We start from the raw sequence: 14965 nt of genomic DNA on the forward strand, positions 1-14965 counted from the left end.
CCAGCCAACGCTATTTCGGATAATGCTCGCGGCCTTATGCCGCACAATTTCCCCTCAGGCCAGGCGACACCCCGCCAGTGCAACGCTCACTTACCGCGTGGTTCATGCCGCAGAGCGCCAGCTCCGCTATCATGCTGCGATTGCCGCCTCACGAGATGCCCATGCCACGCTTCCTTTGCCTGCTGCTGTTGCTCGTCGTTCTGCCCGCGAGCGCCGGGGTTTTCGACAGCCGCCCGAATGCCGCGCCACTTGGCCAGGCGCTGAACAACAGCGCGGACTTCCTGCCGGTGCGCGAAGCGTTCAAGCTGAGTGTGGTCAACAGCTCGCCGACCTCGGCGACTCTGCGCTTCGTCGCCGCCGAGGGCTATTACCTCTATCGCCACCAGTTCAAGTTCAAGATCGAGCCCGCCGAACTGGCAGGCGCTGCGGTCGAGGTGCCGGAAGGGCTGCACAAGAACGATCAGTACTTCGGCGATGTGCAGGTGTTCTACGAAGTACTGGATGTCGAGGTACCACTCAACAACCCGGACAACAGACCACTCAACCTGGCCGTCACGTACCAGGGCTGCGCCGACAAGGGTCTGTGTTATCCGCCGGAAACCGAGACGCTGGCCATCAATGGCGGTGTAGCCAGCGTGGCGAGCGCAACCGTGCCGGCCAAGGCAGGTTGGAACTGGGTCGACCTGGCGCTGATGTTCGCCGCAGGTTTGACGCTTACTTTCACCCCTTGCGTGCTGCCGATGCTGCCGATCCTTTCCGGCGTGGTGTTGCGCGGCCGACCGAGCAGAGGCCGCGGCCTGGCGCTTTCGCTGGCTTACGTGCTGCCGATGGCCGCCTGCTACGCCGCCCTCGGTGCGCTGATGGGGCTGTTCGGTGCCAAGCTCAACCTTCAGGCGATGCTGCAATCGCCGTGGATTCTGGTGCCGTTCGCACTGTTCTTCGCAGTGTTCGCGGTGGCCATGTTCGGCGTATTCGAACTTCGCCTGCCGGCGTTCATTCGCGAGCGCCTGGACCGCAAAGCGGCGCAGACCCAAGGCGGCACGCTGGCTGGCGCAGCGACTCTGGGCGTGCTGTCCAGCCTTATTGTTTCGCCGTGCATAACCGCGCCGTTCACCGCGCTGCTGCTCTATATCAGCAGCACGGGCGATGCAGTAGGTGGTGCCCTGCAACTGTTCGCGCTGGGTTTGGGCATGGGTACGCCGCTGGTGATTTTCGCCGCAGGCGGCGGTGCGCTACTGCCGAAATCCGGCACCTGGATGGTCGCGGTGCGCAATGCCTTTGGCGTGATGCTGCTGGCAGTGTCGGTGTGGCTGCTTGAGCGCGTGCTGCCCGGCAACCTGGCCTTGGCGCTGTGGGGCCTGCTGGCCGCCGGTATCGCGCTGTTCCTCGGTGCGCTGGAGTTCACCCCGAAATCGTCGCGCGGCAAGCTGGCGCAACTCGCCGGCCTGGCGCTGCTGGTCTATGCCCTGGCCGCCTGGACAGGCGCTCTGCAAGGTCGTGACGATCCGCTACGGCCTCTCGGCAGTGGCTTTGCAGCCGCTCAGCAGGGCAGCGCAACGGCCGGCAGCTGGCAGACCGTCAGCGCCCCCGCCGAGCTGGATGCCGCCCTGGCGCAGGCGAAGAATACCGGCCAGCCACTGCTGCTCGACTGGTATGCCGACTGGTGCATCAGCTGCAAGAAGATTGAGCGCGAGGTGTTCAACTCACCGCAAGTCGGCCCGCAACTGGCTGACTATCATCTGGTGCGCTTCGACATGACCGACAGCACCGCCGCGCAACGCGCGCTACTCGATCGCTACCAGCTGTTTGGTCCGCCAGCCATTCAGGTATTCGCCGGTAACGGCGAGGAAATGCACGACCTGCGCGTGGTCGGCGAGATCGACGCTGCGGGGTTTTCCGAGCGACTAAGTCGGGCCCGAGAACGATTTTAGGCAATTCGGTCACATATCCGGCCAACCCTGCACTGATCGTGCTGACTACTCCCGAAAACTGGACAGCCCTACGGCACTTCTGGCAGAGTCCGCGCAGCTAAAAAGAAGGAAGCCCGGATCATGTCGACCCTGTTGGTTTTGCACGGCCCCAATCTGAACCTGCTCGGTACCCGCGAGCCAGGCACCTATGGCGCCACGACCCTCGAGCAGATCAACCTCGACCTGGAGCAACGTGCCCGCGAGGCCGGCCATCACCTGCAGTATCTGCAGAGCAATGCCGAGTACGAGCTGATCGACCGCATCCATGCTGCCAGGGGCGAGGGTGTCGACTTCATCATCATCAACCCGGCCGCCTTCACCCACACCAGCGTCGCATTACGTGACGCATTGCTGGCGGTGAGCATCCCATTCATCGAAGTGCACCTCTCGAATGTGCACAAGCGCGAGCCTTTCCGGCATCACTCCTACTTTTCCGACGTGGCAGTGGGCGTGATCTGCGGTCTTGGCGCCAGCGGTTATCGGCTGGCCCTGGATGCCGCTTTGGAAAACCTGGCAAGCAAAAACACCTGAAACCGGCGCCATTACAGATCGTGTGAAAGCATCGCGAGCGAAGGTCAGGCAAGGCAAAAAACGGCGAGAAAGCGCAGTTTACGAGGTGTAAATGAGCATTTTGAGCCGGTTTTTAACGCAGCATGACCGAGCGCAGTAGCTTTCACACAATCTGTTCAAGCGGCGGTTCATTCCCACAACTTGAACGACCCTGACCAGACTGGGAGTTGAACACCTATGGATATTCGCAAAGTCAAAAAACTGATCGAGCTGCTGGAAGAATCCGGCATCGACGAACTGGAAATCAAGGAAGGCGAAGAGTCCGTACGCATCAGCCGTCACGGCAAGCAGCCGACCTACGTGCAGCCTAGCTATGCACCAGCTCCTGCGCCAGTCGCTGCCGCCGCTCCGGCTGCCGCTGCTGAAGCTGCTGCACCTGCCGCTGCCAAGCTGAACGGCACCGTCGTACGCTCGCCAATGGTCGGTACCTTCTACCGCGCCGCTTCGCCAACCTCGGGCAACTTCGTTGAAGTCGGTTCGACCGTGAAGAAAGGCGACATCCTCTGCATCGTTGAAGCGATGAAGATGATGAACCACATCGAGGCCGAAACCAGCGGCACGATCGAATCCATCCTGGGCGAGAACGGCCAGCCGGTGGAATACGATCAACCGCTGTTCACCATCGTCTGATGCACGGGGAACCCGTAATGCAGAAGCTGGAAAAAGTTCTGATCGCCAACCGCGGCGAGATCGCTCTGCGCGTCCTGCGTGCCTGCAAGGAACTGGGCATCAAGACCGTAGCCGTGCACTCCACTGCCGACCGTGAATTGATGCACCTGGCCCTGGCCGACGAGTCGGTCTGCATTGGCCCGGCGCCTGGCAACCTGTCCTACCTGAACATCCCGGCGATCATCAGCGCCGCGGAAGTCACCGGCGCGACCGCCATCCACCCCGGCTACGGCTTCCTCGCGGAAAACGCCGATTTCGCCGAGCAGGTGGAAAACTCCGGTTTCGCCTTCATCGGCCCGAAAGCCGACACCATCCGCCTGATGGGCGACAAGGTGTCCGCCAAGCACGCCATGATCAAAGCCGGCGTACCGGTAGTCCCCGGCTCTGACGGCCCGCTGCCGGAAGATGAAGACACCGCGCTGGCGATCGCCCGCGAAGTCGGTTACCCGGTGATCATCAAGGCCGCTGGCGGCGGCGGTGGCCGTGGCATGCGCGTGGTCTGGAAGGAAGAGGACCTGATCAAATCGGCCCGTCTGACCCGCAGCGAAGCAGGCTCGGTGTTCGGCAACCCGATGGTCTACCTGGAGAAGTTCCTCGGCAATCCGCGTCACGTGGAAGTCCAGGTACTGTCCGACGGCCAAGGCAACGCCATTCACCTGTATGACCGCGACTGCTCGCTGCAGCGCCGTCATCAGAAGGTACTAGAAGAAGCGCCAGCGCCGATGATCGACGAAACAGCCCGCGCCGAAGTACTGCAGCGCTGCGTCGATGCCTGCATCGAGATCGGCTACCGCGGTGCCGGCACGTTCGAGTTCCTCTATGAAGATGGTCGTTTCTACTTCATCGAAATGAACACCCGCGTGCAGGTCGAGCACCCGGTTACCGAAATGGTCACGGGTATCGATATCGTCAAGGAGATGCTCAGCATCGCCGCTGGCAACAAGCTGTCGTACAAACAGGAAGATGTGAAGCTTCTGGGCCACGCCCTGGAGTGCCGCATCAACGCCGAAGACCCGGATACCTTCATGCCTTGCCCCGGCAAAGTGAAGCACTTCCACGCACCAGGCGGCTTCGGCGTACGCGTCGACTCGCACCTGTACAGCGGCTACACCGTACCGCCGAACTACGACTCGCTGATCGGCAAGCTGATCACCTACGGCACCACCCGTGACGAGGCCCTGGCCCGCATGCGCAACGCCCTGGAAGAGATCGTCGTCGACGGCATCAAGACCAACGTGCCCCTGCACCGCAATCTGGTTGTGGACAAGGGCTTCTGCGAAGGCGGCGTGAATATCCACTACCTGGAAAAGAAACTGGGTATGGATAAGCACTAAGCAACGAGCAGTATGTTGTGTGCATGACAGGGAGCGGCCAAGGCCGCTCCCTTGTTTTTTCCGGTCGTATTATCATTGACCGCCTATTTTTTGCAGCCCGAGCCTCAACTCTCGGCGCTGCCCTCACGGGAGTCTTCCATGCCCTGGTTACAGCTGCGCCTCGCCATCACCCCAGAACAGGCGCCGACCTATGAAGACGCCCTGCTGGACGTCGGCGCGGTATCGGTGACCTTCATGGATGCCGAGGATCAGCCAATCTTCGAGCCCGACCTGGGCACCACCCCACTGTGGAGCAATACCCACCTGCTGGCGCTGTTCGAGGCGGACACCGATGCCGACGCCCTGCTCGCCCACCTGCAACTGCTGACCGGCGGCGCACTGCCCGAGCACCAGGTGGAGCACATCGCCGATCAGGATTGGGAACGCAGCTGGATGGACGGCTTCGCGCCGATGCGCTTTGGCCAGCGGCTGTGGATCGTGCCGAGCTGGCACGAAGCGCCGGAGCCGGATGCCGTCAACCTGCTGCTCGACCCTGGCCTGGCGTTCGGCACCGGTACGCATCCGACCACCTCGCTGTGCCTGCAATGGCTCGACGGGCAGCCGCTGGACGGCTGCAGCGTGCTCGACTTCGGCTGCGGTTCGGGAATCCTGGCTATCGCCGCGCTGCTGCTCGGCGCTCCGCACGCCGTCGGCACCGATATCGATCCTCAGGCCCTGGAAGCTTCCCGCGATAACGCCGGGCGCAATGGCATTGCTGCCGAGCGTTTCCCGGTCTACCTGCCGGCGGACCTGCCGCAGGAGCCGGCTGATGTAGTGGTCGCCAACATCCTCGCCGGCCCGCTGGTCAGCCTGGCCCCGCAGATCACCCGGCTGGTGAAGAGCGGCGGTCGCCTGGCGCTGTCGGGCATTCTCGCCGAGCAAGCCGAAGAAGTCCGCGCCGCCTATGCAGCCGACTTCGTGCTCGACCCCACCGCTACGCAGGACGGCTGGGTGCGCATCAGCGGTATTCGTCGCTGAGCCAGCGCCCGCTTTGAGGGCGCGGCACTTAATGCTGCATTTGCAATCTGTTGGGTTAGACTATCGCCCCGTTTTTGCCGCCCCGCGGCCGTCGGAATACGCATGACCGAAAGCTTCGTCACCCAATGCCCGAACTGCAGCACCAGCTTCCGCGTGAACCTGGCGCAGCTCGGTATTGCCCAGGGTTCGGTGCGCTGTGGCGCCTGCCTGCAGGTGTTCAATGCGGCTCGCCAGCTGCGCGAGCAGGGTCATCACATTCCCGACATGCGCGCGGCCGCGCCGGCAGCTGCCAAGCCACCTGCACCTGCACCTGCACCTGCACCTGCACCTGCACCTGCACCTGCACCTGCACCGAGCGTTGCCCCAGAAGCGGCGCCTGCCAAGCCGACCGGCAAAGCCGACGACGAAACCCTGTGGATTCACGACGATCTGGACCTCGATGACCTGGACCTGGATGAAGAGCTGGCCAAGCTCGAGGCCCAGGAGCAGCAGTTGTCCCGCCAGTTTCTGGAGCTGGATCAGCCCTCGCGGCAGACGCCCCGCTTCGAGCAGCCAGAAGACGATGACGAGCCGACCGATGACGAACGCTGGGCCGAAGCCCTGCTGCGCGACGATCCTCCGGCCGGCAAACTGGCGCTCGAACCGCTGACCGAGCAGCCGTCACTAAGCTCGACCGACTTCGGCCAGCCACCGCCCAGCACCTACAAGCCGGAAGACCTGCCGCCGATCCCCAAGACACCGGGCATTCGCGACCTGGTCGATGCGCCAAACAAGGCGACCGTGACGCGTGAGGATAACGAGCCGACGTTCAGCCTCAGTGCCCAGCGCGACGAAGAGCCAGCAACCATCGAGCCGCTGCCGGAACACGACGATGCGGATGAACCGCCACCGGCAAAGGCGAAGCCTGCCGCACGGGGGCGCTCACGCAGCGAGCCGAACCTGCGCGACGATCCCCTCTTCGAGCTTGAAGAGGAGCCCCTGCAGCTAGACTGGCAACCCGCGCGCAAGCCGTGGGGGCGCTGGTTCGGCTGGGCTCTGCTCAACCTCTTGGCCGCTACCGCGCTGGCCGGCCAATACGTGATTTATCACTACGCCGAACTGGCTCGCCAGGACCAATACCGGCCGTGGTTCGAACAGGCTTGCCCAGTGATCGGCTGCACGCTGCCGTCCAAGGTGGATATCGAGCAGATCAAGAGCAGTAACCTGGTTGTGCGCAGCCATCCAGAGTTCAGCGGGGCGCTGGTCGTCGATGCGATCCTCTACAACCGCGCGCCCTTCTCCCAGCCGTTTCCGCTGCTGGAGATGCGTTTCGCCGACCTCAATGGCCAACTGATCGCCAGCCGGCGTTTCAAGCCCAGCGAATACCTGGCGGGCGAGCTGGCCGGCCAGGCAGAAATGCCGCCGCAGATACCTATCCATATCGCCATCGACATTCTCGACCCTGGCGCCCGCGCAGTGAATTACAGCCTGAATTTCCACTCGCCGGAGTAGTGCGCGGCTCCCGGATAAACGGCACCTGCGCGGCAGCCGTCTGCAATGCGCTCGCTGGCTAGCGCGACCAGAGACCACAGGTCAACTGTTCAGATTTTGTTCAAAACGATCTTTATCCGGTCATTCAGAGCGGGTATGATCTCCACCCTTTTTCGCACTCTGTTAGGGTCTTTTTCCATTTCGGCACGACCGCGCCGGAGCCAGTTTTGCCGCGAGGCAAGGCACGAGCCGCGAAGTTTGGCTGGCCGAATGAGCCGGTGAGAAACGCAGCGTCGCGTCAAAGCTGGCCCGGCTCTCCGGGTTGCGCAAAAAATCTCGCCATGCGTTGTTGGAGGACTTGGCAAGGGAACGCCATTCCCGGCGTCCTCCGCCTAGCCTGGCGAGATTTTGTGCAGCAACTCGGCTTGCGCCGAAATGGAAACAGACCCTAATGGCCTCAACAGTACTGCTCTTGAGCAGGGAAGCCCTATGTCGGCGCTAAGCATCGGCCCCTACACATTGCCCAATCGACTGATCCTGGCCCCCATGGCCGGCGTCACCGATCAGCCATTCCGTCAGCTTTGCCGCCGCCTGGGCGCCGGCATGGTGGTGTCGGAAATGGTCACCAGCGATGTACGCCTGTGGAATACGCGAAAATCGAGCCTGCGCATGATCCACAGCGGTGATGCGGAGCCACGCTCCGTGCAGATTGCCGGTGGCGACCCGCAGATGCTCGCCGAGGCAGCCCGCGCCAATGTGCAACTGGGCGCCCAGATCATCGACATCAACATGGGTTGCCCGGCCAAGAAGGTGTGCAACAAGGCCGCTGGCTCCGCGTTGCTCAAGGATCAACCACTGGTCCAGGCCATCCTCGAAGCAGTGGTAGCCGCCGTCGATGTGCCGGTAACCTTGAAGATCCGCACCGGCTGGGACCGCCAGAACAAGAACGGTGTAGAGGTGGCGCGCATCGCCGAGCAGTGCGGCATCGTCGCCCTCGCCGTGCATGGCCGCACCCGCGCCGACCTTTACACCGGCGAGGCCGAATACGACACCATCGCCGCGATCAAGCAGGCCGTGTCCATTCCGGTACTGGCCAACGGCGACATCGACTCGCCGGAGAAGGCTGCCCATGTGCTGGCTGCGACTGGCGCCGATGGCCTGCTGATCGGCCGCGCGGCTCAGGGCCGCCCATGGATTTTCAGAGAAATTGAGCATTACCTGCGCACCGGCGCCCACTGCCCCGCCCCTGCGCTGAACGAGATTGAACGCATTCTGCTCGAGCACCTGGCCGCCCTTCACGTCTTCTATGGCGACGTGATGGGTGCGCGCATCGCCCGCAAGCACGTCGGCTGGTACCTCGCGACGCTGCCCGGCGCCCGTGAATTCCGAGCCGAGTTTAATCGTCTGGACAGCCAGGAGGCGCAGTGTGCAAGCGTTCGCCAGTTCTTCGGTGAGCGCTACAACGACGAAAAAGGGGTGGCCGCATGACCATGTTGAACGAGACTTTAGGAAGTGGGATTGCACCCGTGAGCGACAACGCCAGTTTGAAACAGCACCTCAACACACCGAGCGAAGAAGGCCAGACCCTGCGCGGCAGTGTCGAGAAAGCCCTGCACAACTACTTCGCTCACCTTGAAGGGGCTGACGTCACCGACGTCTACAACCTGGTGCTCACCGAAGTGGAAGCCCCGCTGCTGGAAACCGTCATGAATTATGTGAAGGGTAACCAGACCAAAGCCTCGGAGCTGCTCGGCCTGAACCGCGGCACGTTGCGCAAGAAGCTCAAGCAGTACGATCTGCTCTGATCCCGAACTCCTGAAAAGGGCGGCTCTAACGAAGCCGCCTTTTTTGCTAATACTCTGCTCTGATGGATTCTGAAATGACCGACCAGACCACCCGCCTCCCCGTCCGCCGTGCGTTGATCAGCGTCTCCGACAAGACCGGCATCCTTGAATTCGCCCGCGAGCTCGTTGCCCTCAACGTGGAAATTCTCTCCACCGGCGGCACCTACAAGCTGCTCAAGGACAATGGCGTGGCGGCAGTGGAAGTGGCCGATTACACCGGTTTTCCAGAGATGATGGATGGCCGGGTGAAAACCCTACACCCGAAGATCCACGGCGGCATCCTCGGTCGTCGCGCCCTCGACGGCGCGGTGATGGACGAGCACGGCATCAAGCCGATCGACCTGGTGGCAGTCAACCTGTACCCCTTCGCCGCCACCGTGGCCAAGCCGGGTTGTGACCTTGCCGACGCCATCGAGAACATCGATATCGGTGGCCCAACCATGGTGCGTTCGGCTGCGAAAAACCACAAAGACGTGGCCATCGTGGTCAATGCCGGCGACTATGCCGCGGTCATCGACTCCCTGAAAATCGGCGGCCTGTGCTACGCGCAGCGCTTCGACCTGGCCCTCAAGGCCTTCGAGCACACCGCGGCCTATGACGGCATGATCGCCAACTACCTGGGCACCATCGACCAGGGCCGCGACACCCTGTCCACCGAAGACCGCAGCCTGTTCCCGCGCACCTTCACCACCCAGTTCATCAAAGCGCAGGACATGCGCTACGGCGAGAACCCGCACCAGAAGGCCGCGTTCTATGTCGAGCATGCCGATGAGGCGTGCGTGGCCACCGCCGTGCAGCTGCAGGGCAAGGAGCTGTCGTTCAACAACGTGGCCGACACCGACGCCGCACTGGAATGCGTGAAGAGCTTCGTCAAGCCGGCCTGCGTGATCGTCAAGCACGCCAACCCGTGCGGCGTGGCCGTGGCCCTGGACAGCGAAGGCGGCATTCGCAAGGCCTATGACCTGGCTTACGCCACCGATACCGAGTCGGCATTCGGCGGCATCATTGCTTTCAACCGCGAGCTGGACGGCGAGACCGCCAAAGCCATCGTCGAGCGTCAGTTCGTCGAAGTGATCATCGCCCCGAAAATCAGCGCCGCCGCCCGTGAAGTGGTTGCCGCCAAGGCCAACGTGCGCCTGCTCGAATGCGGCGAATGGCCGACCGATCGCGCCCCGGGCTGGGATTATAAGCGTGTCAACGGTGGCCTGCTGGTACAAAGCCGCGATATCGGCATGATCACCGCCGATGACCTGAAGATCGTCACCCAGCGCGCACCGAGCGAGCAGGAAGTCCACGATTTGATCTTCGCCTGGAAAGTGGCCAAGTTCGTTAAATCCAACGCGATCGTGTACGCCAAGAATCGCCAGACCGTTGGCGTCGGCGCCGGCCAGATGAGCCGTGTCAACTCGGCGCGCATCGCAGGCATCAAGGCCGAGCACGCTGGCCTACCGGTACCGGGTGCCGTGATGGCCTCCGACGCCTTCTTCCCGTTCCGCGACGGCATCGACAACGCCGCCAAGGCCGGCATCACCGCGGTGATCCAGCCAGGCGGCTCAATGCGTGACAACGAAGTCATCGCTGCCGCCGACGAAGCCGGGATTGCCATGGTGTTTACCGGCATGCGCCACTTCAGGCACTAAATCGGCCTCACTCGGACAGGCATCTGCCGCGTTGCAGCTGGCTCCGATCGCGACCTCGGAATTCGTAGGGCGGATAACGCTTCGCTTATCCGCCGAAAGGGCACTCGGCCCGCCTCCATAAGGAGAGAGACATGAACGTATTGATCATCGGCAGCGGCGGTCGTGAGCACGCCCTGGCCTGGAAAGTGGCACAGGACAAGCGCGTCGAGAAGGTCTTCATCGCCCCCGGCAACGCGGGCACGGCCACCGAAGCCAAGTGCGAGAACGTCGCCATCGACGTGCTGGATATTCAGGCACTGGCCGATTTCGCCGAGAAGAACGTGCAACTGACCATCGTTGGCCCGGAAGCGCCGCTGGTCAAAGGCGTGGTCGACCTGTTCCGCACCCGCAAGCTGGATATCTTCGGCCCGACGGCAGCCGCCGCCCAGCTGGAAGGTTCCAAGGCGTTCACCAAGGATTTCCTGGCTCGCCAGAACATCCCAACCGCCGATTACCAGAACTTCACCGAGATCGAGCCAGCGTTGGCTTACCTGCGTGAGAAAGGCGCACCAATCGTGATCAAGGCCGACGGCCTGGCAGCGGGCAAAGGCGTGATCGTCGCCATGACCCTGCAGGAGGCCGAAGACGCGGTACGCGACATGCTCGCCGGCAATGCCTTTGGCGAAGCCGGTTCCCGGGTGGTGATCGAGGAGTTCCTCGATGGTGAGGAAGCCAGCTTCATCGTCATGGTCGATGGCGAGAACGTGCTGCCGATGGCCACCAGCCAGGACCACAAGCGCGTAGGCGACGCCGACAGCGGCCCGAACACCGGCGGCATGGGCGCCTACTCGCCAGCCCCGGTGGTGACTGCCGAGGTGCACAAGCGGGTGATGGACGAAGTCATCTACCCGACGGTGCGCGGCATGGCGGCCGAAGGCAACGTCTACACCGGCTTCCTGTACGCTGGCCTGATGATCGACAAGGCTGGCAAGCCCAAGGTCATCGAGTTCAACTGCCGCTTCGGCGATCCGGAAACCCAGCCGATCATGGTGCGCCTCGAGTCGTCGCTGGTATTGCTGGTGGAAGCCGCGCTGGCCAAGGCGCTGGACAAGGTCGAAGCCCGCTGGGACCCACGCCCGACCGTTGGCGTGGTGCTGGCTGCCGGTGGCTACCCGGGCGACTATGCCAAGGGTGATGTGATCGAAGGCCTGGACCACGCTGCAGCGCTCGACGGTAAGGTATTCCACGCTGGCACCGCCTTGAAAGACGGCCAGGTGGTCACCGCTGGCGGCCGCGTACTCTGCGCCACCGCCATTGGTGCCAGCGTCGCCGATGCACAGCAACAGGCCTACCGCCTGGCGGAAAAGATTCGCTGGAACGGCATGTTCCACCGCAACGACATCGGCTATCGTGCGATCGCTCGCGAACGTGGCGATAAGTGATGTAACAACGCGGCGGCACAGTTGAGTGCCGCTGGTCAGCAATACCCGGGCCTCGTTGACCTTCAACTGTGCCCGGCGGTCAGGATAGCGTCTAGGTTTCATCGTCTGCGTCACTACGGCTGGCTATAATTCAGCGGTATCACCTAAAGGGACTGCCACGTGCGACGGCTCAGGATCGCCATAGGTTTACTCGTCAGCCTGCTGTTGGCCGGTGCATGCATATCGAGCACCGCCGCCGAACAGCGGGTCGCGGCACCCTATGCCACTGGCTGGTCGGTGTTCACTGACGACAGCGCGCAGATGGATCTCGACGACGTGCGCAGCCGACGCAACCAGTTCCTGCCCCTCGACACTCTCGCCTTTACCTTTCCGCCCAGCGAAAAAGCCGTCTGGCTGCGCTTCGATGTGCCCGAACACCAGGCACCCTACTGGCTCTGGGTGTTCGCACCGCGGGTGCAGTTTCTCGATTACTACTTGCTGCAAAACAATCAGGTCGCACAAAGCGTGCATACCGGCGAGTCGATGCCGCTGAGCTCGCGACCGCTGCCCTCACGCGCCTACCTGATGGCCTTGCCGAATGACGGCCAGGCGCGTGAAGTCTATGTGCGAATGACCTCCAATCATCCGCTGATGGCCTGGTTCAAGGTCATCGACGAAAGCGAACTGGTCAGCCTGGAAAAACCTGCCTACCTGTTTGGCGCGCTACTTGGCGCCCTGCTGCTGGTGGTGGTCTACAACCTGATTCGTTTCGCCTATGCCCGCTCGATCTGCAGCCTCTGGCTGGCCGGCCTGCATGCCGGGCTGGCGGTCTGCGCGGCGGCGAACCTGGGCATACTGGCGGCGTGGGTGCCGAGCCTCGGCTACAACCAGTCGTTGATTGCCGATATCAGCGCGCTGCTCGCGGCCTTCTGCCTGTCGTCCTTCGCACTCGGTTTCTTTCACAGCACCCCGATGCAGCGCAGCAAACTCAACTGGCTGCTAACCGGCCACGCGCTGCTGACCCTGATGCTGGGCCTGACCATTCTGCTCACCGGTTTGCTCTGGTACAGCGCGCTGGTCTACCTGACAGTCTTCGTCGGCACGCTGATCGTGCTGCTGGTGAGCGGCGTGCATTGGCACAACGGTTACCAGTCAGCGCGACTGGTGGTCAGCGGCATGGTGGTGTTCAACGTCGGCTTTGGCTTGTTCATCCCGATTCTGCTTGGCTTCGACCAGCTTGATCCTGGCTGGCTGGTCACCGGTGTATTCACCATCGCCACCCTCAGTGGCGTGGTGCTTAGCGCCGCGCTGGCCGAGCATCAGCGGCATATTCAGCGGGCTGCCGCACGAGCGCGAACCGCACTGGCCGCCAGCGACGCAGAGCTGAAGGCCAAGGCCGAATTCCTGGCCAAGATCAGCCATGAAATCCGCACGCCTATGAACGGCGTGCTGGGCATGACCGAGCTGCTGCTCGGCACGCCGCTATCGGCCAAGCAACGCGACTACGTGCAGACCATCCACAGCTCCGGCAACGAACTGCTCAACCTGATCAACGAGATTCTCGACATTTCCAAGCTGGAATCCGGGCAGATCGAGCTGGATGACGTGCAGTTCGACCTCAATGCCCTGACCGAAGACTGCCTGGATATTTTCCGCGCCAAGGCCGAATTGCAGAAGATCGAGTTGATCAGCTTCATCCAGCCGCAAGTGCCGCGAATCGTCAGCGGCGACCCGACCCGCCTGCGCCAGACCCTGCTCAGCCTGCTCGATAACGCCTTCAAGCAAACCAGCGAAGGCGAGATTCTCCTGGTGGTGGCGCTGGACACCAGTGGCGAGCAGCCGCGCCTGCGCTTCGCCGTGCAGGACAGCGGCCTGCCGCTGAACGCCACCGAGCGCGATGCACTGCTCAACACTGAACTGCAGAGCCGCGACTTTCTCTCGGCCACCCGCCTCGGCGGGCGCCTGGGACTGATCATCGCCCGTCAGCTGATCCATTTGATGGGCGGCGAGTTCGGCATCCAGAGCGGCGGCAGCCAAGGCTCCACCCTGTGGCTGACGCTGCCGCTGGATGACGCGCGCCTGCAGCAGCCAGGCACCGATATCGACGGCACCCTGCAAGGCACCCGGTTGCTGGTGGTGGACGATAACGACACCTGCCGCAAGGTGCTGTTGCAGCAGTGCAACGCCTGGGGCATGAACGTCAGCAGCGTACCGTCCGGAAAAGAGGCGCTGGCCCTGCTGCGCACCAAGGCGCACATGCGTGAGTACTTTGACGCAGTGCTGCTCGATCAGGAAATGCCTGGCATGAGCGGCATGCAGCTGGCTGCCAAGATCAAGGAAGACCCGAGCCTCAACAACGATATTCTGATCATCATGCTCACGGGTATCAGCCATGCACCGAGCAAGATCATCGCGCGCAACGCGGGTATCAAGCGCATTCTCGCCAAGCCAGTAGCCGGATACACGCTCAAGGCCACCCTGGCCGAAGAGCTGGCCCAGCGTCAGCGTGGGGTTAAAACCCACGCGCCGGCCAGCACCCCTTCACTGCAGGTGCCGGAGGACTTCCGCATCCTGGTCGCCGAAGACAACAGCATCTCCACCAAAGTGATCCGCGGCATGCTCGGCAAGCTCAACGTGCAGCCCGATACCGCCAGCAACGGCGAGGAGGCGCTGAGTGCGATGAAAGCGCAGCGCTACGACCTGGTGCTGATGGATTGTGAAATGCCGGTGCTCGATGGCTTCTCGGCGACCGAACAACTGCGCGCCTGGGAGATCACCGAGCGCCGCCCACGCACACCCGTGGTGGCGCTGACTGCGCACATTCTCACTGAACACAAAGAGCGCGCGCGGCAGGTCGGCATGGACGGCCACATGGCCAAGCCGGTGGAGCTGTCGCAACTGCGTGATCTGATCGAATACTGGGTTGGCGAACGCCAGGCTCAGCCCGAGGACGACACGGTTCCGTCCTGATCGGGCTGCTAAACTGTCGCCACCAACTGCCCGACAGGCGGTTTCCGCGCCGCAACAGCGCCGCCCACGCCCGACTAAGCG

11 protein-coding genes are annotated in these 14965 nt (G+C 62.8%); all 11 read left to right on the forward strand.

Annotated features, from left to right (window positions below):
- Positions 1–161: 161 nt before the first annotated feature.
- The 11 genes from BLS60_RS08325 (at position 162) to BLS60_RS08375 (ending at position 14884) form a co-directional block, all read left to right on the forward strand.
- Positions 162–1931 carry a protein-disulfide reductase DsbD gene (locus BLS60_RS08325; RefSeq protein ID WP_420848441.1) on the forward strand — a complete coding sequence of 590 codons (1770 nt, stop codon included), beginning with the start codon at positions 162–164 and terminating at the stop codon, positions 1929–1931.
- Positions 1932–2051: 120 nt separating this feature from the next.
- A complete protein-coding gene (aroQ, locus tag BLS60_RS08330; RefSeq protein ID WP_070880135.1) occupies positions 2052–2501 on the forward strand; it encodes a type II 3-dehydroquinate dehydratase in 450 nt (149 codons plus the stop codon).
- Positions 2502–2717: 216 nt separating this feature from the next.
- A complete protein-coding gene (accB, locus tag BLS60_RS08335; RefSeq protein WP_070880136.1) occupies positions 2718–3170 on the forward strand; it encodes an acetyl-CoA carboxylase biotin carboxyl carrier protein in 453 nt (150 codons plus the stop codon).
- A 17-nt stretch (positions 3171–3187) separates the two neighbouring features.
- Entirely contained in the window at positions 3188–4543 is a 1356-nt protein-coding gene (accC, locus tag BLS60_RS08340; protein WP_070880137.1) for an acetyl-CoA carboxylase biotin carboxylase subunit, read from the forward strand.
- Between the two features lie 138 nt (positions 4544–4681).
- The gene (gene prmA / locus BLS60_RS08345) at positions 4682–5560 is read left to right on the forward strand and encodes a 50S ribosomal protein L11 methyltransferase (RefSeq protein WP_070880138.1); all 879 of its coding nucleotides are present in this window, start codon (positions 4682–4684) and stop codon (positions 5558–5560) included.
- A gap of 102 nt (positions 5561–5662) precedes the next feature.
- Positions 5663–7051, forward strand: coding sequence for a DUF3426 domain-containing protein (locus BLS60_RS08350; protein ID WP_092366845.1), 1389 nt, complete (start codon positions 5663–5665; stop codon positions 7049–7051).
- Positions 7052–7519: 468 nt separating this feature from the next.
- Positions 7520–8518 (forward strand): tRNA dihydrouridine synthase DusB, encoded by a 999-nt coding sequence (dusB, locus tag BLS60_RS08355; RefSeq protein WP_092366854.1) that lies wholly within the window; start codon positions 7520–7522, stop codon positions 8516–8518.
- Positions 8515–8835: a DNA-binding transcriptional regulator Fis gene (gene fis, locus BLS60_RS08360; protein ID WP_042554510.1), complete on the forward strand. Its 321-nt coding sequence runs from the start codon at positions 8515–8517 to the stop codon at positions 8833–8835. The genes dusB and fis overlap by 4 nt, the downstream gene beginning before the upstream one ends.
- Positions 8836–8909: 74 nt before the next feature.
- On the forward strand, positions 8910–10514 hold the full coding sequence (gene purH, locus BLS60_RS08365; RefSeq protein WP_092366857.1) for a bifunctional phosphoribosylaminoimidazolecarboxamide formyltransferase/IMP cyclohydrolase: 1605 nt from the start codon (positions 8910–8912) through the stop codon (positions 10512–10514).
- 131 nt (positions 10515–10645) lie between these two features.
- On the forward strand, positions 10646–11935 hold the full coding sequence (gene purD, locus BLS60_RS08370) for a phosphoribosylamine--glycine ligase (protein ID WP_092366863.1): 1290 nt from the start codon (positions 10646–10648) through the stop codon (positions 11933–11935).
- Between the two features lie 159 nt (positions 11936–12094).
- Positions 12095–14884, forward strand: a complete 2790-nt coding sequence (locus BLS60_RS08375) for a hybrid sensor histidine kinase/response regulator (protein ID WP_070880143.1) — start codon at positions 12095–12097, stop codon at positions 14882–14884.
- Positions 14885–14965 lie beyond the last annotated feature (81 nt).

Origin of the sequence: Phytopseudomonas seleniipraecipitans, assembly GCF_900102335.1 — a bacterium.
GTDB lineage: Bacteria > Pseudomonadota > Gammaproteobacteria > Pseudomonadales > Pseudomonadaceae > Aquipseudomonas > Aquipseudomonas seleniipraecipitans.

Excerpts from the sequence above, each read along its gene's own strand:
- BLS60_RS08325 (WP_420848441.1), top strand. The coding sequence starts at position 162 with ATGCCACGCTTCCTTTGCCTGCTGCTGTTGCTCGTCGTTCTGCCCGCG.
- aroQ (WP_070880135.1), top strand. The coding sequence starts at position 2,052 with ATGTCGACCCTGTTGGTTTTGCACGGCCCCAATCTGAACCTGCTCGGT.
- accB (WP_070880136.1), top strand. The coding sequence starts at position 2,718 with ATGGATATTCGCAAAGTCAAAAAACTGATCGAGCTGCTGGAAGAATCC.
- accC (WP_070880137.1), top strand. The coding sequence starts at position 3,188 with ATGCAGAAGCTGGAAAAAGTTCTGATCGCCAACCGCGGCGAGATCGCT.
- prmA (WP_070880138.1), top strand. The coding sequence starts at position 4,682 with ATGCCCTGGTTACAGCTGCGCCTCGCCATCACCCCAGAACAGGCGCCG.
- BLS60_RS08350 (WP_092366845.1), top strand. The coding sequence starts at position 5,663 with ATGACCGAAAGCTTCGTCACCCAATGCCCGAACTGCAGCACCAGCTTC.
- dusB (WP_092366854.1), top strand. The coding sequence starts at position 7,520 with ATGTCGGCGCTAAGCATCGGCCCCTACACATTGCCCAATCGACTGATC.
- fis (WP_042554510.1), top strand. The coding sequence starts at position 8,515 with ATGACCATGTTGAACGAGACTTTAGGAAGTGGGATTGCACCCGTGAGC.
- purH (WP_092366857.1), top strand. The coding sequence starts at position 8,910 with ATGACCGACCAGACCACCCGCCTCCCCGTCCGCCGTGCGTTGATCAGC.
- purD (WP_092366863.1), top strand. The coding sequence starts at position 10,646 with ATGAACGTATTGATCATCGGCAGCGGCGGTCGTGAGCACGCCCTGGCC.